Origin of the sequence: Virgibacillus sp. SK37, from assembly GCF_000725285.1 — a bacterium.
GTDB lineage: Bacteria > Bacillota > Bacilli > Bacillales > Amphibacillaceae > Virgibacillus_Q.
The window spans coordinates 1,404,777-1,428,396 of the sequence record NZ_CP007161.1 but is presented as its reverse complement, the minus strand read 5'-3'; the positions used below and the strand labels follow the sequence as shown (position 1 = coordinate 1,428,396).

Here is a 23,620-nt window from a genome sequence, read left to right as displayed (position 1 = left end):
TTGGCAATTGTAAACATGTTCAGGATTTGTGATTACTAATTTGTTGCATATATAATTTCCAAAGCTCTTTTCATATCCAAATCTTCTTGTAAATGAGCGGGAGACCATGGAACATAAATATCTGGCTGGATTCCTACCCCTGTCATTCCTTTCCCACCTTCCACTTTGGAAAGCTTAGAGGTTGGATACCATAATTCAAATTTACTTTCCAGTTTCTTAATTGCCAGATTAGCGTAATCATTTAACCCTAAGGTTGGTCTTCCAACAACCGTCACTTTGGAGGAGTGTTTGCAAATTTCTACAAAAGAGTCACCAGAACTACCACAATAAACATCTGACAATATGATTATCTTCTCAGGTCCCTTTTTCGTTGGTAAAACAAAGCTTTCTTCTTTTGTACCGAAGTTGAGCTCTACAAAACCTGCACCTCGATTTCTTTTTAATTCAGTGATTAGTTCTTTAATTTGCTTTATTGTTTCTTCATCCTTTACCCTTCCCACGGCAATTTCCAAAAGCTCCACACGTAAATCAACATTAAGTTCTGTACAATTTGTCAGCATTTGTCCGTCATCAAAATCAGACAAATTAATTGTCTCACCTTCAAATAAATATGGTAGTAATTTTAAAAAGGCCAAATCGCTTCCACCATTGTTTATTCTGACATCAATAACCAAATTTTCTACCGAACCAAGTATTTTTTCATTTTCACGGATGAGTTCTGAAATAGCATTTTCATCCATAAAGTCAGTTAATACCATTAAAGCAAGGTCATTAGAAATTTTATTAAAAGAGTAAATGGGAGGGATTGGTTGCTTTGGAGCCTTTTGCAATGTTAAAGAATGTATTTCCCTGCTTGCTTTTTTAACTCTAGCAGTAGTGTAAAGCGGTAAAATTGATTCCCAATCCTCCCTCTCTGCCTCCGTCTCCATCAATTGCCGCTTGTGTCGTTGGACTAACTCTAAAACGTCTACATCATCCAATGCAATGATTTCATCGCCTGGTATTAACCTGTTCTCTTGATCACATCGTGTTACAACCAAGGACTCACGAAATCTTCTTACCTGAAATCCGGTTGTTACTTTTGAAGCAGCATTACCCGCAATACCTAAGTGTATATGGCGGTCCTGAAAATCCAATAAGTAATCCTTTACAATATCAATGAAAATCTGGTCATTTTTACCACTCTTCTCTAAATCTACAATTCTTTGCCGAAAAATTTTAGGTCGGTGCTGTCCCCTTTTATCCAAACAACCTGCATAATCTTCATGCATAATTCGTACAATTTCGTTAAAAATAGATATATACATATCTCATCCCTCCGTTAGTTAACTTGTATCTTCTATCCTAACACTTTTTTTAGGCTGAACCCCTTCCAACTTTATAACAGTGAATGGTTGAAGCATTGTTTTTGACAATGGGGAGCAATATACTATATTGTTAGGAAACAATTCCGAGTAATTTAATGTACATTATCTGAGCATTGTACTTTTATTATAAAAGGGGGAAGTAAAAATTGAAAAGTGTGTGGCGAAAGTATGTGGAATCATCACTTATTTTAAAGATTAGCCTTGCTCTAATTTTAGGAGTAATTGCTGGATTGGTATTCGGGAAGGACGCTGCTGTTCTAACACCATTTGGCGATTTATTGTTACGTCTATTGAAATTCATGATCATTCCACTGGTTACTTTTACATTAATCGTTGGAGTGAACCAGACAAAAATAGGAAATTTAGGAAGAATGGGTGGTAAAGTTTTCTTGTATTATGTGATTACGTCTGCTCTTGCTATTATTGTTGGTATTACAATCGGCAGTCTCTTTGAACCAGGAACAGGTATGACACTTGATACAAATGAAAAAATTGAAGTACCTGAAAACCCAGGAGTGATGAGCGTTCTTCTTAGTATTGTGCCTGAAAATATATTTACAGCTTTTACCGAGTTAAACCTGCTGGGCATTGTTTTTACTGCATTGGTTTTTGGGATTGCTATTTCTGCTCTCCGCTCATCCGAAAAGTGGGGCGAAGCTGGGGAACTAGTCTACAATGTGGTTGAAGGATTAAATGAAGCAACATTTAAAATCATGCAAGCAATCTTGCTTTATATACCGATTGGGATTTTTGCCATTATAGCTAAAACGGTTGGAAACCAAGGTGTAGAAACATTAACATCCCTTGGCAACATGGTTCTCGTACTATATGTCGCATTACTTGTCCAAGTGGCCATTTACATCGTATTTATGCTTTTCACCAAAGTCTCTGTAAAAGATTTCTTCAAGCATGCCAGAACGCCTATACTAACAGCATTTGTTACCCAGAGCAGTTCAGGCACACTGCCATTAACATTGGATGCAGCCAAAAAACTGAATCTTAATAAAGGCTTGTACGGTTTTAGCCTGCCATTTGGTGCTACAGTAAATATGGATGGTGCTGCAATACGAATTGCCATTTCTGCAGTTTTTGCTGCCAATATTATTGGAGATCCATTAACGTTCACGGATATGTTACAGATCGTCATCGTAGGAACCTTGGCAACAATTGGTACCGCTGGTGTCCCAGGTGCCGGAATTATTATGATCGCAACCGTATTTGCCCAAGTTGGTCTACCAATGGAAGCTGTCGCTATCTTGACAGCAATTGATGCACTTGTTGGTATGGGAGCAACTGCACTAAATGTAACAGGTGATTTGGTTGCAACGACAGTTATTAATGAAACAGAAAAAAAGCATCAAGTAGAGCCCGCATATCAGGAATAAATAGTTGATGCTGTTGAGCTACCCACCATCTGAAGGATGGTGGGCTTTTTTATGGTGGACGGTGAAGAGGGAAGCTTCATCTCGCTTGATGATAAACATTGGGAGGCTGTTTTCTCGCTGCAATGTCTGTCATTCCATTAATAAAAGCTTGTTATCCAGGTGCATTCGCTTTCTTAACAGTTCTAACATGTCTAATCCAATTGGTTTGTCACGTCGTTTATAAATTATAATTAACCTCCAAACTAGTTGATTAAAATTAATTATAATAGATTACTTGAATATTTCCACTACTAATAAAAACTCCCTCTCTATCTATAAATAAAGAGGGAGAATAATAATCTATTTACTCAACGAGCCATGTGGATCAATGACAAACTTTTTAGCCACACCACTATCAAAGTCAGCATAACCCTGTGGGGCTTCATCCAAAGAAATAACGGTGGCATTTACGACTTTTGCAATATCAGCCTTACCATTTAAAATGGCATTCATCAACTGACGCTGATATCTCATCGCCGGAGTTTGTCCTGTATGAAGCGAATGAGCTTTTGACCATCCAAGACCAAAACGAACTTTTAGGGATCCTTGCTTTGCATCCTTATCTTTAGCACCTGGATCTTCTGTAACATAAAGACCCGGGATACCATATTGTCCACCTGCTTCCACAACATCCATCATTGTGTTTAGTACCGTTGCAGGTGCATCATCATGATCTGTTCCATGACCATATGCCTCAAATCCTACTGCATCAATCGCACAATCTACTTCCGGTTCACCGATAATTTGTTCAATCTGTTCACCCACATCATCATGTTCTTTGAGATTAATCGTTTCACACCCAAAGCTTCTCGCCTGTTTTAATCGCTCTTCTTTTAAGTCTCCTACGATAACTACCGCAGCACCCAGCAATTGGGCCGAATGAGCTGCAGCCAGGCCAACCGGACCAGCTCCTGCTACATAAACCGTCGAACCAGTTGTTACCCCGGCATTAATTGCACCATGATAGCCTGTTGGGAAAATATCAGAAAGCATCGTCAGGTCTAAAATTTTATCCATCGCCTTATCTTTGTCAGGGAATTTTAATAACTGAAAATCCGCATAAGGAACCATAACATATTCCGACTGGCCACCTACCCAGCCGCCCATATCTACATAGCCGTATGCTCCTCCTGGTCTTTCCGGATTGACATTTTGGCAAATATGGGTATCCTGTCTGCGACACATTTTACAACGACCACAGGCCACATTAAATGGCACAGATACAATATCTCCTTTTTTCAAGAATTCTACATCCCGTCCAACTTCTACTATTTCACCGGTAATTTCATGACCAAGAACCAAGCCTTCAGGTGCTGTAGTTCGACCACGGACCATATGCTGGTCACTACCGCAAATGTTGGTTACTATATTTTTAATAATTACTCCATGTTCACATTTTCGTCCAGCATTCGATTTAGGTACACCAGGTCCATCATGTAATACTAAATCCGGGTAGGAAATATCTTGCACCTCTACTTTTCCATCCCCTACATATACTACTCCACGATTTCCAGCCAATTTAATACCTCCCTTAAATGTTAGAAACATAGAAGGATCCCATAAAAATATGTAGACCCACTACTAATTCTCTTCCCGACAAATTGTTTTTAAAACTTAAAAAGTCACTTTTTTCTATAAATAAATAGTTTTTAGATAATACGTTTAATTCAATAAAAGGAGGGAATCGAATTGATAGAACACTTTTAACTTTATTTATAGAAAGGTTGTGTAGTATTGGAAAAATTAAATCTGGAAATGGCGAAAAAATTAATTGACGCGGCAGAGGCTGAATCAAGGAATATCGGAGTACAGATGGTAATTACGATCGTTGACGATGGAGGAAATTTAGTAGCAACCCACCGCATGGATGATGCATGGTTGGCAAGTGTCGATATTGCGCACAATAAGGCTTGGACGTCCGTTGCTTTAAAAATGCCTACATCCAATCTTGAAGAAGCTACTGTTCCCAACTCTGAATTGTGGGGGTTAAATACAACAAATCAAGGTAAAATAGTCGTATTTGGTGGTGGTCTTCCACTTGAAAAGGAAGGAAAGGTCATCGGAGCAGTCGGAGTTAGCGGCGGAGCTGTACCGCAAGATGTACAAGTAGCAGAAGCAGCACTAAAAGCTTTTGAAAATGAAAAATAATAGCAAAAACACAAGTATCTGTTTATGTATAAAAACTTACTAAATCTGTTTCTAGTAAACCTCCTCCCTTTGAGGAGGTTTTACTAGTTATAGTATCTCCTATATAACAACTACTTTATCCCAGTGTCCTTACCATATGCCCCTCCAGTTTATTCATCAAAAAGATGATAGAGTAACCTATCTTTGTCCTCGAAGAATTGTTTCATTATAGTGTAGTGACTTGTTTCTTCCAACCTCGTCTCTTGCATTCCTTCTTGCGTAAGCTGAATAATTTTTGAATTAGGATATGCCATAAGAATAGGCGAGTGTGTCGATATTATGAATTGGGATCCTTGCTGCACAAGCTCATGCATTCTTGCTAGCATAGACATTTGTCTTAATGGAGATAAAGCAGCTTCAGGTTCATCTAAAATGTATAAACCATTGCCGCGAAAACGCTCCATAAATGCTGCAAAGAAAGATTCTCCATGCGACTGTTCATGCAGTGATTTACCCCCAAATCCATCAATTACTTTTCCCCCACCTAAGGGAGTACGATCCATCTCTTCTATATTTGTAGCAACATTATAAAATGTCTCTGCCCGGAAGAAAAAATGGTCCTTTGCCCGATGAACTCCTTTAGCCAAACGAAGATACCGGTCCAAGTTTGAATGAGAGTCATAGCTGGAGAATTGGAAGTTCAGCGTACCCCCTTCTGGATTAAATCCATAAGAAATAGCTATACCTTCTAACAATGTAGATTTCCCCATCCCATTCTCTCCGATAATATATGTTACATTTGGATGAAGCTGAAGATCCTGAAAATAACGGATCACGGGTAAATGAAGTGGAAATTTGTTATAGGAGACAATTTGTTCTTTTTTCAAAGAAACACGTCGTATATATTGAGAAGCTTGGTCCAATTTCATTACGCCACTCCCCCTTTTTTAAAATTATTATACCATTACCAAGCTCTAAAGTGATAGTTGCCCCAGACTGCCTAATTGCAATTTGAGATATCTAATAAAGAGATTGAATATTTTTACGTTAATCTATATTTGCTGATAAATAGTTGTTGACATTGATAATCATTTTCAATTACAATACAGTTAATTGAAAATGATTATCATTATTATCTAGGAGGAGAAAAAATGAATAAAGCTTTTATCCCGATCTTATCCCTATTCCTGCTGTTTGCGTTAAGCGCTTGCGGGCAGGACAACAATAGTTCGTCAGCAAAGGAGGAGACACAACAAACAACCGAAAAAAGCGATGCACAAACCAAACAAATTGAAATTACAGATGCATCAGGAAACACCTTAACCTTTGACCAAGCACCAGCATCCATCGCTACTTTTGATTCAGGTGTACTAAATATCCTGCAAGAATTAGGTGCAAATATTACCGGTCGTCCGGCTGCTAGCGGTCCTGTAGACGAAGAATTAAAAGGTATTACGGAAATTGGAAATCCACATCAGCCTAATTTTGAAATGATTGCAAAGGTGAACCCAGAAGTCTTAGTCGTTCCACTTAGTTTTAAACAATACGAGGATAATCTTATAGAACAAGGAATTAAACCAGTTTACACGAAAGCAAATTCTGTTGAAGATATCCAAGAAACAATACATACATTTGGAGTTTTACTAAATAAAGAAAAAGAGGCAAAAAAAATAAACCAAACGATTACCGACAAAATAAATAAAGCAAAAAATAATGGTACCCCCGCCACTAAAACATTATTGGTCTATGGTGCACCAGGTACGTATCTTGCCGCACTACCAAGCTCCTTATCCGGTGATTTACTTGAAATCGCAGGTGGAGAAAATATTGCAGCTGACTTTCCAAAAGAGGAAAAATATCCGCAGTATGCCAGTATCAGTCCTGAGAAGATCGTAGAAAGAAACCCACAGCAGATCATGCTGATTACACACGGGGATCCGGAGGGAGTTAAAAAAGCTTTCCAGGAAGAAATGAATAAAAACGCAACATGGAAAAATTTAGATGCAGTGAAAAATGATCAAGTAATTGTATTGCCGTCTCACCTATTTGGCTCTAACCCTGGTGTTAAGGTTGCTGAAGCATTACAAACAATGCAGGAAAGTTTAGCTGAGGCAAATTAAAGATGGAAGCAACAAAAAATTCAACTCTACTTCAAAAGAATAATCATCCACTTGCAAGAAAACGAACGATTGTAATCATTACTTTCAGTGTGTTAATTATCGTTGCATCGATGATGAGCTTGATGATTGGCCAAGTATCGTTTAATTTGCAAGGTATATGGAGTGGGATTTTTCAAAATGAGGATTCACTTGCACGAAGAATCATATGGGATTTACGATTCCCACGTGTGCTAGTTGGGTTAATTGTAGGAATGTGTCTGGCCACTTCCGGCGCTATCTTACAAGGAGTCATGCGAAATCCACTTGCTGACCCTGGTATTATTGGCGTTTCTTCCGGTGCAGGATTGGCAGCAACGGTAATTATGATTGTATATCCTGCCTATATAGCACTCGTTCCATTGGCAGCTTTTCTTGGAGCACTGCTTACCGCACTTGTCATCTATGTCCTATCATGGAAAGGCGGTACCTCACCGGTTCGCATTATACTTGTTGGTGTCGCCATCAATGCTGTGATAGGGGCGTGCATGAGTGCCCTAATGATTTTATACAGTGATCGCGTTCAATCCGTTCTTCCCTGGTTAGCAGGAGGAATTCAAGGTGTTGGTTGGAACCAATTCGAAATGATTATTTACTATGCAATTGCGGCACTTATCCTAGAAATCTATGGGATTAAGCATATACGGATTCTTCGACTTGGAGACGAAATGGCTAAATTACTTGGACATAATGTAGAAAAAAGCAGATTTTTTCTCATCGTGTTAAGTACACTGCTAGCTGGGATTGCAGTAAGTGTTGCTGGTTTAATTGGTTTTGTAGGCTTGGTTGTACCGCATATCCTGCGTATTATGCTTGGCGGGGATTACAAATACTTACTTCCAGCTTCTGCACTCGGTGGCGGTCTACTCGTTGTCCTTGCAGATACTGTTGCCAGAAGTGCTTTTAATCCAATTGAAATACCAGTAGGAATATTATTATCATTTTTAGGTGGTCCATTTTTCTTATACATGATCCAAAGAAGGAGGGATTCATTTGCTTCTCACTAAAGATGTATCTTACGAGCATTCCACTTCGTTTCAATTAAAGGACGTTAACTTAAGTATTAAGCAAGGAGAAATTGTCAGCTTGGTAGGACCAAATGGTTCAGGGAAGTCCACCTTATTACGTTTGATTTCTCGATTAATCAAACCTGGGACGGGTGAGGTTATTCTTGATGGTCGCATGATTGACAACATGAAAAGTAAAGAAATTGCAAAAAAGCTTGCCATGCTTCCACAAATGCAAGAACATCAATCTGATTTAACTGTAAGAGAATTAATTGAGTTTGGGAGATATCCGCATCAAAAATCATATAGCAAACTGTCAAAGGAAGATGAGGAAATTATTCAGTGGGCCATTGATGTGACTAATTTAAATGATTATAAATATCGAATGCTTCATTCGCTATCCGGAGGAGAAAGGCAACGTGCTTGGATTGCCCTGGCAATCGCCCAACGGCCAAAAATTTTATTATTAGACGAACCAACCACCTTCCTGGATATCGCCCACCAGCTTGATGTTATGGAATTAGTGCAACAACTAAATCAACAGTTTGGCATGACAGTTTTAATGGTATTGCATGATATTAATCAAGCTGCCAGGTATAGTGACCGAATGGTTGTAATGAAAAATGGAACAGTTCATTATGATGGAATTCCTCAATGCGTCCTATGTCGTGAGATGTTCCAATCCGTTTTTCAAATAGATGCAGCCATTCATAAAGAAAATGGAAACACGTTCTTTACCCCATTAACTCTAGAAAAAGGAGTGTCAGTATGAATAAACAACCATTAGATCAAGAATTAATAAGAGAATACATTATCGCCGCTCACGGTAACTTTATAGAAGTAAAGAGATTAATTGAACAAGAACCTGCCCTCCTCCATGCTGTGATCAATTGGAATATGGATGATTGGGAAAGTGGGCTTGGGGCAGCTGCTCATACTGGAAACAGAGATATCGCTGAATGGCTTTTAGAACGAGGAGCACGCATGGATATTTTCACAGCCGCGATGCTTGGTGAGCTATCTATTGTTAAAGGAATCATTGACACGCAACCTAGTGCACTTCACTCTAAGGGCCCACATGGCATCCCGCTTATTCGTCATGCAGAGATGGGTGGAAAACCAGCAGAACCAGTGTTAAACTACTTGCAAACATTATTAACTGAGGAGGCTATAAGATGACAATGATGAAAGCAGTAAACACGCTTCGTATAAAAAAAGGCAGAACAGAAGAAGTGATTGCAAGATTTAAAACTGCAAAGTCCGTACATACTTTTGACGGTTTTGTATTAATGGAAGTACTCAAAAAGGAAAATACAGAAGAGCATGATGAACTGCAAATTTGCACAACGTGGGAGGATCAATCCTACTTCGATGCGTGGCGAGAAAGCAGAGCATCAGAAAAAGCTCATGCAGCAAATAAGGAAGATCAACAAGAACCTGAGGATAATCCCATTCTAGGGTCAGAGCTATCCATGTTTAAGGTATGTGTACAGCATCATCCTGCGCGATGACTTAACAACCATGATGGGCAGCAATACCCCCACTAATCCGGTTTCCCCCTTTCGGCCTTAAGTGGGGGTATTACTGCCCATCAACTTTTATATTTTTGTTTAGGATCTCCCAACACATATTTTCTTCTGCAGTTTTCACAAGGAGTTATTATTTCCCTTCCTAAAAGTACACGAATATTGCTATCTAAGTTCAACTTAATGAATTACCTTTTCATAATTAAATTCTTCGGCATGAATAGGTGTTTCACTCAACTGCTTTTTCTTCTTCCTTCGTTTTTTGATGAAGATTAATCCAGTAATTATAATAGCAAGCAAAAATGAAAACGGTATATAAAGCTGATTTTTCACATAAGTAAAGGACAAATCATTTTTTTCATATGGGTTAATCTCCCACACAATTTCTTCTCCATTATATTTTCCATTATGAGATTTTACCGGAAAAGGAAGACGGACATGAACTTGCATATCTACATTTTCATTTAAAAAATGCTGATCAAGAAAACCTTCCGGCGCGTTTTCTCTAATATACATTACAGCATCAAAACTACCTTTACTATAAAATGGTAGGTTTAAATAACTTCCACTGGAATTACCACCAATAGAAAATTCCCCAAAATGCTGTAGATCAAATTCTTTATACATACCTTCATAATTGGTATTCGCTTCAAACCTCGTCTTATCTTTCAATTCATAGACCTTCCAACTCAAATTTTTATATGGCTCATTTTCTAAGCTGTTGAGAAAATTATTCGTAATGTATTGTTCTACCTCCGCTTTATTAAATTCATCTGTTTCTGCCACAAGCTTTATATCTGCATTTTCATCCTCATCAACATTTACATAATAATCCACACGTACAAATCCGGTTAACAGAAAAGCAGAACATAGCAGTAATCCTAGCAACAAATAATGCTTCACTTGTATTCTCCTTTACGATGCAGTGATTTTAGAACTTATAAAGTTAAATTGTTTTATTTATAGATTACCGCGCTGCCCATACAAGGTTTGATTTTAATCTAAAATAGGGTATACTATAAATAGAATGTTCATAAAATAAAAAAGGCCTAATGGCGCTGATACACCATTAAGCCTCCGTGTAATAGCCCTTCAAGGGGGCAGCTCACAAAAAAGGCGCATAAAATGACCACCCTAATTGCTTGCTAGGCTTGGGTGGTTATTTTTTTTCCGACAATAAAGCAACAATCAACGTTGCAAACGAGATCATTAAAACCAATGTCTCAAATACTGTCAAGAGGCATCACCCCCTTTCAGAAGGGAGTTGAGCCACCACCCATGACAAGCCTTATTACACTATTACCAGTATACCAAACAATCAGATGATAAAAAGTGTCTACAATACATTTCTTGAATTTTTTCTATATGTTTTCAAAATATTCTAATACAGCATCTCAGTGGCCATTATTTACAGCTCTTAATCCGCTTTTGTCCTTTTCAGTTTCTCCACTTCATTCTCCAAATACTTTACTTTTATCTGTAAGTCTCTATTCGGTCCTGTAATTCTCCTCAAAACGAGCGAAGCAATCCCGATAATTATAATCAGAATCCCAACAAAACCTACTCCAAATAGAAGCATAATATCCAACCTAAAAACCTCCCTCTTAATTTAACACTACAACAAAAATGATCGAAAGTACGAAACTGATTAATAGTGACATCAACCAGTCAACTTTTTTTGTTGTTTTTAAAAATATATTTAAAAGGGAACTAATAACCATCATAATTAAGAAAATAAAAAGCGTTTGTATAACGAATTCCATTGCTTCCTACACATCCTAATACACCATTTGAACTAATGACTTTCATTTATTATTTCAAAATATTAACATTAATACAAGAACAATATATTCGTATCTTGTGTTGAATTACATAAAAACATGAATTGTATTGTTATAACTAACCTAAAGTTTTTGATTCCCTGTAACAAGAGCTTCTTTTTTACTTACAACAAACTTCATCAGTAGCACACTTGTAATTCCTATAAGAAAAAAAAGGACACTCATTATATAAGAAGGAAGAACTGCTCCCAATGTAACAGCTGCTCCTCCGATGATCATAGTCCCCTGCCCTGAGAAACTATCTAGTGCCAAATAGGAACTTCGGTTTGTTTCTTTTGTCATTTCAGCTAAGACACTTTGTCGAACCGGTATAAACATTAGTTCACCAATAGAAACAAATAGCATACAGATGATTAATAGCATAGGAATCGTAGTGTAACTTAATAAAGAATAACTGATTACATATAGTAACATTCCGCCTAGTAATCTACTATTATCAGACTTCTTATTTGCCAGCCATGCAACTATCCCCACTGCAAATACCACCAGTAAAGTATTTTCGACCTGCAGGATTCCAATCATTCTTATGCCATCCACATAAAGAAGACCGAATAATTGTTGAGTAAGTACGTTACTCTCCAAATAAATTGCAATGTAATTGGTTAAATGAGCTTCTAATGAGAAGACACATAAACTTGCAATTAAAAAAATAACATATAACTTATCCTTAAAAACAACTTTATAATTAGCGTATATGGAAACAGATGAAGTATTCACTTTCTTTGGGTAATATGTTTCAGCTATGAACAAATATGTTATGACTGCAGAAATGATTGAGATCATTCCAACAACAATAAATAAATAAAAATGATATCTCTCAAATAAAAATGCTCCCGTTATACTTCCAATTGCTGTAGCTAAATTGGATGCCCAGTACAGAACAGTAAAAACAAAAGTGCGTTCCTTCGTTTCTACAATATCGTAAATCATTGAGCTGGAAACTGGTACATAGATTCCATTGCAAAACATATTTACCATAAATAAAAGAAAACTGATATAAGGCATAACCGCCCAAGGAGAATTAACCGTGGCAATCAAAAGAAAAGTGAAACCAATACCACACTCAGCAATAACCATTAATTTTTTTCGGCCCATTTTATCAGACCAATACCCTCCGAATAACCCCCCAGCAATACCTGAAAGTAATACAAGAATGACTAGAACTCCTGTGATCGCTGCGCCTACCAGGTTACTAAAATAAATTGCAATAAAAGGCAAGATCGTCATCGTAGTAACATTTATCGCAAACTGGAGTAGTAAGCGTATTTTAATGGTTCGGTGGAGTTGATGAAACTTGTTCATACCCTTTATTCCTCCCGTTTATTAATTCCAAATAAGCGAAGCGCTTGCTTTTCAAAAGCATTCGTTAACCTAACATTTGCTTTATCTGTATAGGTTAAACGGGCTCCGTTTAGAAATGCCAAGTATCCGTATCCCACTTCCGTTGGATCACTTTCTGGAAGGAAACCTTTTTTCATTCCTGTAAGTACTACATCTTCAATAAATAGAATAAATTCTTCAGCAAATTCATCTAATAACTTCATTTCTGAGAAGCGTTGTGGTTGCCCAATAACATACTGAATTAGCCGTATATAGCTTTCTTGTTCCCAGAAATAGTGGATGTGTTCTGCCACCATTCTTGTTAGGGAATCAATTGTCAATTCTTCCAAAAATTCGCGAGGTAGTAAAAATCGTTCCTTCACTTCCTCTAACGGTCTAGCCACACAGGAGTAGAATAAAGATTCTTTTGTATCAAAATATGTAAAAACGGTACCAAAACTTACGTCTGCTTCTTGTGCAATTTCCTTAATAGTTGTTTTAGAAAAACCGCTTTCAGAAAAAAGCTTTAAAGCCGCTTGAAAGATTTGTTCTTCTTTTTGATTTGATTTCGGTTTTGCCATTAATCTCACTCCCAAATAAATGATTGATCAATCAATCATTATTATATGTTAACTTTCTATAATTTGTCAATATATAATTTTCTGTCAAAATATTAGAGTTGATTGACTTTATTTTAGTAAAAAATATCATAACTTATTTTCCCAAATAGCCTTAAATTAAAAATATACTATTCTATTTATCGTAACTCTAGTTAAAAGAATGTTTATTAAAAAGTATGCAGATTTTATGGAATTTATAAATTTCCGTTTAATCCCAGGAATTGTGGGTAATTTAAAAACAAACATAATCCAGGAGGGTGTTAAAATGGCTCACGAACAGCATCAACAATTATTAAACGTCTTACATTGAATGTATGGAAGCTTGCAATCATTGTTATAATGCATGTTTACAGGAAGATGACATTAAAATGATGGCAGAGTGTATTCGGCTGGACAGAGAGTGTGCAGATATTTGTGGTTACCTGGAACAGGCAATTTCAAGAGGAACTCCTTTTGTATCTGAATTAGCATCTGTTTGCGCAAAAATATGTGAAGCTTGTGGAAATGAATGTAAAAAGCATAATCACGATCATTGCCAGGCATGTGCAGAAGCTTGCTTTAAATGTGCCGATCAATGTAAAAAGGTTGCATAACGGGTTCCTATTATAAAGTCTGGGTAAGCTACCCAGGCTTTTCTTCGTTAGTAAACAAAACAAACAGTAACTTTCACATCAGCTACAGGTTCTTCATACTTACAAGGAATTCTTTGTCTAACTCTATATTCCCCTATACGAGAAGGAGTAAAAGTAGATCAAAATTACCATCGTACTTTATTAAAAACGGTTAATCACATGCTCCCAAGTAAATATTTGATTACATAGAAAGTTAGGGTAAAATAGATAGAGTATTTTCATTAGTTAGTCTTTAAATAACTCTAGAAAGGAGCTGTTTTTTCACGTGCATAAGAATTTATTCATAGCTTTCTTCCGTGCAGGTATGCTTGGATATGGTGGTGGTTTATCAGCTATTCCTCTCATGCATAAAGAGGTCGTAGGCAAATACAAATGGATGAATGAGGATGAATTTGCTGATATCCTGTCACTTGCGAACACATTACCTGGCCCGATTAACACAAAAATGTCTGGTTATATCGGCTGGCGGCTTAAGGGCTTTTGGGGTATGGTAAACTGCATTATGGCAACCGTTCTGCCAACAGCAATATTAATTATAATTTTATTAACGACATTGAATGCTTATAAGGATAAGCCATGGGTCCATGGCATGTCTAAGGGTGTGCTTCCTATTGCAGGAGTTATGATCGGTGTACTTGCATGGGATTTTATAAAGAAGTCACAATTTCTCATGGGTTGGAAACCAACAATTGTATTGGTTGTCGCTAGTGTATTAATTATAGAAGTTCTAGGAATACATCCAGCTATAGTCATTGTACTACTAATTGGTTATGCTCTCTTTTTAAATGGTCCAGGAATTGATAATGATACATCGAAGCAGGAGGATAGGTCATGATCTACTGGAAAATATTTTATGCTAATTTCATCTCTAATATTCTGGGCTACGGTGGTGGGCCAGCAACGATTCCCTTGCTTCAACGAGAAGTTGTCGATGAATATGGGTGGCTGACAAACCAGGAATTCAGTGAAATTGTAGCGTTAGGAAACGGGTTGCCAGGACCAATTGCTACAAAGATGGCGGCATATATTGGCTATGATCAGGCTGGAATATTAGGCGCAATTGTAGGATTATTTGCATCTGTAGCACCTTCTCTTATATTACTAATTGTCCTGTTAAGCATTTTAATGAAATACAAGGATGCTCCTCGCGTGAAAAAGCTGACGAAAATCATTCGCCCAACAATCGCTGTATTACTTGCATCCATGACACTTGAGTTTCTTGCTGATTCATATATTGATACAGGTATTTTGCACACACTCATTCTTACTGGTGCAGGCTACTATTTCTTGGAAGTCAGAGTAGTTAGTCCAGTTTATGTGGTGCTGGGTGCTTTAATTTATGGCGCTTTATTTTTAAGTTGATTTTAATGGTTCGATATATATATTGCATAAATCGGTTTCTAAAAGTCAGATAGTTCGATCTCATTTACTCACTGTTATTTCGTTATCCAATTCACCAATAATCATTCTATTGGTTCCATGGGGATATTGAAAATGCGGTGTCCCCTTCCCATATAAAAACTTGCAAATCTAATTAGAGTTTGGCTTCTCACCCGCTATAGATCTGATTTCTTACTTCCACTTTTGCTAAACAGTTTTCATAAATGTCCCCACTTTTTCTGTAACTGTTGTATTTCTTCTTTATGTGAGATCGTATCTTTTGGAGTCTCTAGAATAAATGGAATTTCTCTTAGCTGAGGTGTTTGTATGAATTCCTCAAATTGCTTTTCCGTAATAAAACCACCAGAAAGTATATTGGCATGGCGATCTTTCCCGAGACCCGTTTCATACTTGGAATTATTAAAATGAATAACTTCAAGCTGCTCGAAAAACTGAAGTTCCTCTGCCTTATCAACTACTTCCTCCCAATTATTACCTGTCCATAATCCACTGGCAAAAGCATGACAGGTATCCAGGCAAAATCCGATCTTATCAGGATAGTCACTTAACTTACGAACCATAGCGAGTTCTTCCATCGTCGTTCCCATTGTTCCAGGTAAGCCCGCACTGTTTTCAAGTAATATTTTAGCATCTCCTTGCCACCTGCTTAGCACTTCATTTAGCATATCAATCATTAAATGGTAGCTTGGGAGTGGATCATTCGCTTTCAGCTGCTTACCAAAATGAACAACTATCCCCTTTGTACCACATGCCTCAGCAATTTCCAGATCGTTCAGCAAGGAGGTAATAACTTTATTGTGTTTCTCTGTGTCACGTGGTGTTAGACTAGTAGGATATGGCGTATGTGCAACGGATTCTAAGGAATTTTCCAGGCAAAAATCCCTGCACATGGAGGCATCATCTAGATTAATATCCTTTACAGACAAGCTCCGGGGATTTTTCGGGAAAAACTGAAAAGCTGCTGCACCATAAGATTTGGCAATTTTTGCTGCTTCCGTATAGCCATCTTTTATAGATACATGGCAACCAAATTTCATACTAATTTTCACTTCCCTATTACTATTGAAGATCATAATATGTTTTCATCAAAGTAATTATCTTAATAACAAAATTTGCATCGTACTACTTTGCAATGAATAAATTAAAAATTGTGCTGGTGCTATAGGCGTTTAACTGTTGGTGACATCCTTAAATCTAGCTTCATACAATGGTTATATTGGTCTTTTAGATAAGTTTGGAAACCTTGGCTTTTCTCTATTTGCTCTCTTATTGTCTCCCAATTTCCCCTAAAGGATGTGTAACTAGTGTAGCATAGTGACATATACATAAAAGAGGCCGGAACGATAGCTAACTACGCTCGTCCAAGCCTCAAAAAATTTGTATCCTACTTTTTTAGACAAATGAGTTTCATTTCGTATCTTTTACACCATGAACTGTATCTCCCTGCACCCAATCTTCTTCGTCTTCAAATTGAATGCGAATGGATTTTCCCTTTTCTAAGTCTGGTAAATCTCCTACATGGAAATGAATATGTGGTTCACTTGAGTTTCCTGAATTGCCAACCTGTCCAAGTAATTCTCCCGCTTTCACATGATCTCCCGGGTTCACTTTAACAGATCCTTTTTTAAAATGAGCAAGAAAGCTGAACTCCTCATTACCATGATCGATGACTACATAGTTCCCCGCCGGATCAGCGGTATTCATGCTGCCAACCGGTTCATTATCCTCTATCGCATTTTCCACGTCGACTACATTCCCGTCTGCTGGTGCCAAAACATCTTCCCCAAAGGCATAATAACTGTTATTTTTTGATGAATCACCTTTATAAGATTGATTATCAATCATTTTGATAAGATCATAAGCATATCGTTGGTTTTTATGTTCATAATGGTAATTTACCAGCTTGTTTGTTCCACCCCAAAAAACAAACCAATCCCCATCGAACGGCTGCTGAAAGACGGTCTTCGTATACCTGTTATCCGTTTCCTGGAAGGTTTCCAAAGGCAGGATTCGCATGCCTGTTATTACTTGTTCCTTATCAACTACAGCTACCATACCTTTTGTTTCTTGCTTATCCGCCCAGACATACTGAACCGTGTCCTCGGTTAAGGGCAATTCCGATAGCAAATGATATGCTTCTACACCCTGATTAAAACTCTTACCTGTTTTTTTAAATTGCTTTAAAGATATTTCATTTTGAAATGGTTTACTCAAATGCGTATATATCTGTTCATACTCACCTTCAAGAAATACATCCGCAATACGTTTCGGTTGAAGCTTTTCCTGTGCTTGCGTGTTAGGTTCTCCTTCTTCTGCTCTAATTTCGGAGGTTTCTTCCTTTGGTGGACTACACCCTAATATTCCTCCAATAATGATGCTTGAAAATAAACAAAAAATAAATCTCGATCTCAAATTGCTTGCACCCCTGTCCAGATTATAAATTATCTACAATAGTAACATAGAAGCTAAAGGAATGAGAGGATATAGATTAATAGTTTTTGGGTAAAAACGGTTCAGTGATTCTTTTAAATCATAACTATTCTCTTATATGAGCAAGTAGTTCTAGGTGCTTCCTGGTCTTCAGAGCCTTCCTATTTATATGACAATCGCACAGCTAGTTGAAAGAGGGCTTTATTTACCTAAAATCTCTCTTGTTTTATTTAAAATTTCTTCATCCTTTAACCTAAATTTAAATTCTACACGTCGGGATTTCTCCGGGCTATACTCCCCTTTTTCATTTGTACGATAGTCAGAAAAAGATTTACTATTTACTGTTAACTTCTCCTTTAGATGCTTCTGAATATTTTTATATGGAAAGCTGTCACTTAAAATGTATTCTGCTACACTATATGCTCGTTCTTGGGCAAGCTCCAAATTATACAAATAGCTACCATCCCTGTCTGTATGGCCTTCAATTATCATTTCTGCCACATATTCTTCGTAACCGCTTTTCAAAAGGATATCCAAGTATTTAGGAACAAATTCATCCAGAAATTCAAATGATGCCGGCTTTAATTCTGCTTCATTATAGGAAAATAATATTTCTGTATTAAAAATGATCGCACCTGTTTTGTCATCTACTTCTACACCGAGAGAAGAATCACTAAACTCAGCCTTCATTTCATTGACTAACTTTGCTCGAACCCCCATAATCTGATCAATTGTCCGCTTCATTTCTTCGATCTGTAACGATTTTATAATCATCATACAAATAAATATAAGCATAAAACAAAGCAGAATGGTTGTAAGCAAATCAGTGAATGATGGCCAAAAATGGCCTTCATTCTGTTCTTGTTTGAATAACCGTTGATATTTAGTATTCATTACGGCTCATTCCTATACTATTAATCTGTCTTCTAGCCTGCTGATCGAACGTGTTCAACTGCTGATTTAATGTATGAATTTCTCTTCCGAGTTCTTCCATCATCCGTTGAAATGCTCGCATATTATTCTGCTGTGTATCTTCAGACATGCGTTGCCATTCCTTCATCTCTCTTTTTATCACATCATTTGTACCTCGCATGTATTCACCAAACCCTCTGGCCACCTGATCCAGTCTATCCCCAAGTGATCCTTCCAGATTTGCGACATAGTTTGCAAGTGTGTCTTTTAAAATACTTACACTGGATTCCAGCTGATTCTCACGCTGTTGAAAACCTTGATTCATTTGAGAAATGGTCGATTTTATTTCCTGAATAAGCTGGTTGTTTTTAATTCCTACTTGCTCATAGGAACTTGTTGCCTGTTGAAGCTGCTTTTCAAATGCTGAAGATTCCTTCGTATGTGCATGAAGATGGTTACTAAATACACGGTTAAATTCCTTTAACTCCTCAAATCGATCAGAAAGTAGATGGCGATGCTCATTTTGAGTTCGTTCAATTACCTCAAGAGCATGTGGAAGCTTCGTTATAGAGTCGCCAAGCTGATCAAATTCACGTGATAACTCACTCAAATATGACATAATTCCTCCAAGCTTCGAAGTTAAATCAGAACCAAACACTTGCTTGAATTCTTTGTTATGAGCTTCCATCTTTTTAACTAAATCATTGCTGTGCTGATGAATCTTTTCGAATGTGTGTTTTACAGTTTCCTGCCCCTGCAACACGGATGCTGTAAAATCTTTTAAATCTACGACAGAGGCATCAAACTGAGTGAGTGTTTCCATCTGCGTTTCAGCAACTTGCTTTACTTTTTCGTATGTTTGTTCAAAGGCAACTGCCATCCGCTCATTGCGTCCATCCATCTTTTTAAAATGAGAAAAAAGCGAATCAAAATTTTTATTCAGTTTAGCAGTACCCTCACCAAATCCATTGGTTACTTCTTTCATTGAATGGAAAAGCTGGTTAAATTCATCCAGGTTTTGAGAGAGCCCTTCGTTAAATGAAGCCAGATCTTTTGCAGATTGTTGCAAGCCTGTCGTATATTCCTGAAAACCAGAGAAGGCTGTTTCCATGTTCTGAAGTGATTGTTGATTGGTTTTTTGCAGATGAATAATGGACTGGTTAATGTTCTCAGACACATCGATAAGACGATGAAGTCCGTATTGTTCCTCTCCTTCCAGAATCGATTCTGTTTTCAACATGATATCTGTGAGCATATATTCCGTGTTAAGAACCTTAACAAGAACTGTCATAATCAGAGATAAACCCATTCCGACGATACTTGTATAAAAAGCAACTTCAATGCCGGCGAGAACCCCTGCCACATTTTCCACTAGCTGATCTCCTGTTCCATCAATACTTCCAAGTGAAAAAGTGAGACCAATAAACGTACCAAGTACACCAATTAAAATAAAAATGGAAACAGTCATTTGGATTATTTTAATGAGGCTAATTACTGGTATATGATACATCCGCCAGTCAGAAAACTTTTCTTGGATAAATGTCTCTACCTTAACTGATTCCTCCTCTTGTTTTTTCTGGAATTGATCTTGAATCGTATGAAGTGGTTCCACATCAAGTCGATTTGTCGTTTTGATATGATTACGGAGATTTTTCAACCGTTGATATATGGTGACATGAATAATCAATGCAATAATAAAGGTCACAAACAAGACCATAAAAATGAGTTCAATCATGGGATTTGCCAACATAGCTGTTGCCTTTTGCTCACTGGTAAATAGTTTAAGGATTGCTTCTACCATATGGTTCTCCTCCTACTGTCTTGATGCCTGTTTATGAGAATGACAGTTTTGACATTCTTTGTATATACCTATTCAAGGCTCGGACAATTCATGAGGAAAAATTGGAAGGTGGCCCTAATTGTGTTTCGGTAACAAGAGAAATAAAAAGCGAACAGTAGCTGGTACTGGCCGCTTTTCAAATTCATTATCGCTTAATTGTATTTACTTCTTGTGCGGTAAAGCCCATTTTTCCAATACGTTCGGTAATTTCGGAAATAGAAACCAGATTTCTGTCATAGGTGACGCAACCCTGCTCACTCTTCCAATTAACATCGATTTCAATAATGCCATTCATCTTAGATACTGATTTTTCCACCTTAATTGGGCAATTCACACAATGCATTCCCTTTATGTCCAAATAAACTGTTTCATTCATGATGCCCCACCACCTTTTTACAATTAATAATACAGTTTATGCTTCCTTAAAATGCTCTAGAACAAATAGGTAGAAACTTACTAGCTACGTTGTCTATTTCCTTTGTTTTACAGCCATAATAGCCAATTTATGAACGGCAAGCATCGAAAAACCTGCTGCAAGTTGATCAGAAGCTGAAAAGGAAAAGGCAGGAAGTAATTGCAATAGATCTGCATCCGGGATACATAAATGTGCTGTTAATTGAGTAGCAAGAGGGCCACTTCCCCCTTGAAAAAAGGCACTCATTATAAACAACATACATGCTGGCATAAGCATTATTCCACTCATGAAGGCATATTTTTTCTTTTGATTAGAGGAAAGCTGGTTATTAAAGAAGGGCATCCACATTAAAATAGCAAGAAGGAACAAGATGATTAAATAAATTTTGTGAAAGAGAGGAAATTGCAATAGAAATGTCAATAGTAGAGGTACGTGATATAAGAAGAACAAAATTCCAAATAAATAAAGCGCGCTCCTTCCTATTGTAAAAGACGATTTGGGCTTTTGCATGTTGGAAAGAACCATTGTAGGTATGCTAAATAGTAAAAATGGTGGAAAAACAAAAAATAAGCCACTCATTTGGAGCATGTGCATACTGAAGGATAGTTTAATATAATCAGTAAAGGGACTGCCAATTAATATAAATAATAATAACATGGCACTATAAAAGAAAAGCGGCTGTTTTTGAAATGGTTTCAAATTCGTATAACGGGAAAGATAGTAAACATACCCACCTGTAATAAACACTAAAATAAAAAGGAACGGCCAATTCCAAGTAAGCTGCCCCTGTATAAGTAGTCTCCAATCTACTCGGATCATCCCCTTTTTATTACCGCTATTATCTTATAATTTATGAAACTAATTTTGCCGATAGAACCATTTGGAATAATAATTTCCTCCGTTACCAGTCATGTAGTTTTTAGCTCCTATTGCAAAAAAAGCAAATGATCCATTTCACTACTTCAGGACCATTTGCTTCTATATTTGCACTTTTATTTTATTCTTCTACTTTTTCAACAAAAACTTCCGTTGATTTTGGCGGTGTGACCCGTTTAATGAAAAGTGCCAGAATCAAGGCAACAATCGCAATCAAGGTGGAGATAAAGAATGTAAATTGAATTCCATCCAACATCGCCCGGCTACCTAACTCCATTTTAAATTGGGCTAAAGCTTCAGGAGATTGTGGAACATTTCCAGTTCCCATTGCCTCTTTATACAATTCCTCCCCTGCTGATTCCGTACGTTTATCCATAACAGTTAAAAGCAGCGCAGAGCCAATTGCTCCGGAAATTTGTTGCAACGTACTATTCATCGCTGTTCCATGCGGATTTTCCTGCATAGGCAATTGATTCAGACCGTTTGTCATGACAGGCATCATTACCATGGAGATTCCTAGCATACGTACTGTGTAAATAGCCATCAATGTGTAATATCCAGTATCAAAAGTGATCTTGCTAAGTTGGTATGTGGTGATGACTGTAATTGTTAATCCAATGATTGCTAGAATCCTGGCACCAAATTTATCAAATAAACGACCAGTAATTGGTGACATAATTCCCATTACAATTGCACCTGGCAACATGAGAAGACCAGATTCAAAAGGAGAGATACCTCGAATTGTCTGTACATACAGTGGTGTTAGAATCATTCCAGAAAACATGGCCATGGATAAGACAACAGAAATAACGGATGCTAATGCAAACATCGGGTGTCTATATATCCGAAACTCAAGCATTGGTTCTTCTACACGGAGTTGCCTTATAACAAATGCTGTTAAAGCGACAGCACCAATTAGGATTGTTCCGTACACTTCCACTGCATCCCATCCTTTATCTCCAGCCGTGCTGAAACCGTATAGGATTCCACCAAATCCGATACTAGATAATATCAAGGAAGGTACATTTAATCTTACTTCTCTGTTTGGAGTTATATTTCTAAGTTTAATAAATGCATAGATTAGTGTAAATAACGCGAAAGGCAACACAATACCAAAAAGAACACGCCAATCATGGTGTTCCACAACATAGCCTGACAATGTTGGTCCAATTGCAGGGGCCGTAATCATTGCTAAACCAAAGAATCCCATTGCTGTTCCTCGCTTCTCAATTGGAAACGCAGTAAGCATGACATTCATTAAAAGTGGCATCATGATAGCAGAACCAGAAGCTTGCACCATTCTAGCAAATACAAGTACACCGAATGTCGGTGAGAGCATGGCTAATGCTGTTCCTAAAGAAAATAATGTCATAGCAGTTAGGAATAGCCTTCTGTTAGTAAATCTCTGAATAAAAAAGGCACTCGCTGGAATTAAAATACCATTTACTAACATATAACCAGTAGTAATCCATTGAACGGTGGATGGCGATACCTCAAATTCTTCCATAATCGTCGGTATTGCTACATTTAATAATGTGTTATTTAGTAATGCAACAAACGCACCTATAAACATAATAATAATCATGCCATATGGTGGATTTTGATGCATTTTCTTTATATCAGCTTCCATTTTTACTTCCTCCATTTCATACGCTTCGTATAAAATATATACTCTCTGTTCAATACTTTAATATTCTATACCTGTTGTATAAAAATATCAAGGATT

At 37.3% G+C, this 23,620-nt stretch carries 24 protein-coding genes and 1 pseudogene; 10 read left to right on the top strand and 15 right to left on the bottom strand.

The annotated features are described in order from the left end of the window. Positions 1-35: 35 nt before the first annotated feature. Entirely contained in the window at positions 36-1,307 is a 1,272-nt protein-coding gene (locus tag X953_RS07380) for a S41 family peptidase (protein WP_040954999.1), read from the bottom strand. A 206-nt stretch (positions 1,308-1,513) separates the two neighbouring features. Between X953_RS07380 and X953_RS07375 the strand changes: the two genes are divergently transcribed. Beyond that, the gene (locus X953_RS07375) at positions 1,514-2,752 is read left to right on the top strand and encodes a dicarboxylate/amino acid:cation symporter (RefSeq protein WP_040954998.1); all 1,239 of its coding nucleotides are present in this window, start codon (positions 1,514-1,516) and stop codon (positions 2,750-2,752) included. 339 nt (positions 2,753-3,091) lie between these two features. Here the strand turns inward: X953_RS07375 and fdhA are convergent, their stop codons facing one another. Beyond that, entirely contained in the window at positions 3,092-4,309 is a 1,218-nt protein-coding gene (fdhA, locus tag X953_RS07370; RefSeq protein ID WP_040954997.1) for a formaldehyde dehydrogenase, glutathione-independent, read from the bottom strand. A 216-nt stretch (positions 4,310-4,525) separates the two neighbouring features. On the opposite strand from fdhA, the gene X953_RS07365 reads away from it, so the two are divergent. Next, positions 4,526-4,939 (top strand): heme-binding protein, encoded by a 414-nt coding sequence (locus X953_RS07365; protein WP_040954996.1) that lies wholly within the window; start codon positions 4,526-4,528, stop codon positions 4,937-4,939. 149 nt (positions 4,940-5,088) lie between these two features. Here X953_RS07365 and X953_RS07360 read toward each other — a convergent pair whose 3' ends face one another. After that, positions 5,089-5,847 (bottom strand): AAA family ATPase, encoded by a 759-nt coding sequence (locus X953_RS07360; protein WP_040954995.1) that lies wholly within the window; start codon positions 5,845-5,847, stop codon positions 5,089-5,091. Between the two features lie 222 nt (positions 5,848-6,069). Here X953_RS07360 and X953_RS07355 point away from each other — a divergent pair, with 222 nt between their 5' ends. From X953_RS07355 to X953_RS07335, 5 genes are read left to right on the top strand one after another with little or no spacing between them, the layout of a single operon-like run. After that, complete coding sequence (locus X953_RS07355) at positions 6,070-7,038, top strand: ABC transporter substrate-binding protein (RefSeq protein WP_040954994.1); 969 nt, start codon at positions 6,070-6,072, stop codon at positions 7,036-7,038. 2 nt (positions 7,039-7,040) lie between these two features. After that, on the top strand, positions 7,041-8,081 hold the full coding sequence (locus X953_RS07350) for an iron ABC transporter permease (RefSeq protein ID WP_040954993.1): 1,041 nt from the start codon (positions 7,041-7,043) through the stop codon (positions 8,079-8,081). Next, positions 8,068-8,853 (top strand): ABC transporter ATP-binding protein, encoded by a 786-nt coding sequence (locus X953_RS07345; RefSeq protein WP_040954992.1) that lies wholly within the window; start codon positions 8,068-8,070, stop codon positions 8,851-8,853. Before X953_RS07350 ends, X953_RS07345 begins: the two co-directional genes overlap by 14 nt. Further along, positions 8,850-9,260, top strand: coding sequence for a hypothetical protein (locus X953_RS07340; RefSeq protein WP_040954991.1), 411 nt, complete (start codon positions 8,850-8,852; stop codon positions 9,258-9,260). Before X953_RS07345 ends, X953_RS07340 begins: the two co-directional genes overlap by 4 nt. After that, on the top strand, positions 9,257-9,592 hold the full coding sequence (locus tag X953_RS07335) for an antibiotic biosynthesis monooxygenase (RefSeq protein ID WP_084715643.1): 336 nt from the start codon (positions 9,257-9,259) through the stop codon (positions 9,590-9,592). Before X953_RS07340 ends, X953_RS07335 begins: the two co-directional genes overlap by 4 nt. 195 nt (positions 9,593-9,787) lie before the next feature. Here X953_RS07335 and X953_RS07330 read toward each other — a convergent pair whose 3' ends face one another. The 5 genes from X953_RS07330 to X953_RS07320 form a co-directional block, all read right to left on the bottom strand. Beyond that, complete coding sequence (locus X953_RS07330) at positions 9,788-10,510, bottom strand: hypothetical protein (RefSeq protein WP_040954990.1); 723 nt, start codon at positions 10,508-10,510, stop codon at positions 9,788-9,790. A 256-nt stretch (positions 10,511-10,766) separates the two neighbouring features. Further along, the gene (locus tag X953_RS20535; protein ID WP_369792740.1) at positions 10,767-10,844 is read right to left on the bottom strand and encodes a putative holin-like toxin; all 78 of its coding nucleotides are present in this window, start codon (positions 10,842-10,844) and stop codon (positions 10,767-10,769) included. 180 nt (positions 10,845-11,024) lie between these two features. Beyond that, positions 11,025-11,195, bottom strand: a complete 171-nt coding sequence (locus tag X953_RS19795; protein ID WP_156958466.1) for a hypothetical protein — start codon at positions 11,193-11,195, stop codon at positions 11,025-11,027. A 316-nt stretch (positions 11,196-11,511) separates the two neighbouring features. Beyond that, positions 11,512-12,750 carry an MFS transporter gene (locus X953_RS07325; RefSeq protein WP_040954989.1) on the bottom strand — a complete coding sequence of 413 codons (1,239 nt, stop codon included), beginning with the start codon at positions 12,748-12,750 and terminating at the stop codon, positions 11,512-11,514. A 5-nt stretch (positions 12,751-12,755) separates the two neighbouring features. Next, positions 12,756-13,349: a TetR/AcrR family transcriptional regulator gene (locus tag X953_RS07320; protein WP_052350080.1), complete on the bottom strand. Its 594-nt coding sequence runs from the start codon at positions 13,347-13,349 to the stop codon at positions 12,756-12,758. Positions 13,350-13,653: 304 nt separating this feature from the next. On the opposite strand from X953_RS07320, the pseudogene X953_RS07315 reads away from it, so the two are divergent. The 3 genes and pseudogenes from X953_RS07315 to X953_RS07305 all read left to right on the top strand — a co-directional run bounded on the left by X953_RS07315 (position 13,654) and on the right by X953_RS07305 (position 15,382). Continuing rightward, positions 13,654-13,981, top strand: a pseudogene (locus X953_RS07315) (four-helix bundle copper-binding protein). Positions 13,982-14,285: 304 nt separating this feature from the next. Next, positions 14,286-14,855: a chromate transporter gene (locus tag X953_RS07310; RefSeq protein ID WP_255351060.1), complete on the top strand. Its 570-nt coding sequence runs from the start codon at positions 14,286-14,288 to the stop codon at positions 14,853-14,855. After that, positions 14,852-15,382 (top strand): chromate transporter, encoded by a 531-nt coding sequence (locus X953_RS07305; RefSeq protein ID WP_040954988.1) that lies wholly within the window; start codon positions 14,852-14,854, stop codon positions 15,380-15,382. Before X953_RS07310 ends, X953_RS07305 begins: the two co-directional genes overlap by 4 nt. Positions 15,383-15,618: 236 nt before the next feature. On the opposite strand, the gene X953_RS07300 is transcribed toward X953_RS07305, so the two are convergent. From X953_RS07300 to X953_RS07270, 7 genes are all read right to left on the bottom strand, one after another. Then, positions 15,619-16,458, bottom strand: a complete 840-nt coding sequence (locus tag X953_RS07300) for a deoxyribonuclease IV (RefSeq protein WP_040954987.1) — start codon at positions 16,456-16,458, stop codon at positions 15,619-15,621. A gap of 370 nt (positions 16,459-16,828) precedes the next feature. Further along, positions 16,829-17,833 (bottom strand): M23 family metallopeptidase, encoded by a 1,005-nt coding sequence (locus tag X953_RS07295; protein WP_040954986.1) that lies wholly within the window; start codon positions 17,831-17,833, stop codon positions 16,829-16,831. 219 nt (positions 17,834-18,052) lie between these two features. Further along, on the bottom strand, positions 18,053-18,745 hold the full coding sequence (locus X953_RS07290; RefSeq protein ID WP_040954985.1) for an OmpA family protein: 693 nt from the start codon (positions 18,743-18,745) through the stop codon (positions 18,053-18,055). Then, positions 18,735-20,564 carry a MotA/TolQ/ExbB proton channel family protein gene (locus X953_RS07285; RefSeq protein ID WP_040954984.1) on the bottom strand — a complete coding sequence of 610 codons (1,830 nt, stop codon included), beginning with the start codon at positions 20,562-20,564 and terminating at the stop codon, positions 18,735-18,737. Before X953_RS07285 ends, X953_RS07290 begins: the two co-directional genes overlap by 11 nt. A gap of 184 nt (positions 20,565-20,748) precedes the next feature. Further along, positions 20,749-20,979 carry a cation transporter gene (locus X953_RS07280; RefSeq protein WP_019377311.1) on the bottom strand — a complete coding sequence of 77 codons (231 nt, stop codon included), beginning with the start codon at positions 20,977-20,979 and terminating at the stop codon, positions 20,749-20,751. 93 nt (positions 20,980-21,072) lie between these two features. Continuing rightward, positions 21,073-21,837, bottom strand: a complete 765-nt coding sequence (locus X953_RS07275) for a cytochrome c oxidase assembly protein (RefSeq protein WP_040954983.1) — start codon at positions 21,835-21,837, stop codon at positions 21,073-21,075. Positions 21,838-22,015: 178 nt separating this feature from the next. Continuing rightward, positions 22,016-23,524 (bottom strand): DHA2 family efflux MFS transporter permease subunit, encoded by a 1,509-nt coding sequence (locus X953_RS07270; RefSeq protein WP_052350079.1) that lies wholly within the window; start codon positions 23,522-23,524, stop codon positions 22,016-22,018. Positions 23,525-23,620: the final 96 nt, after the last annotated feature.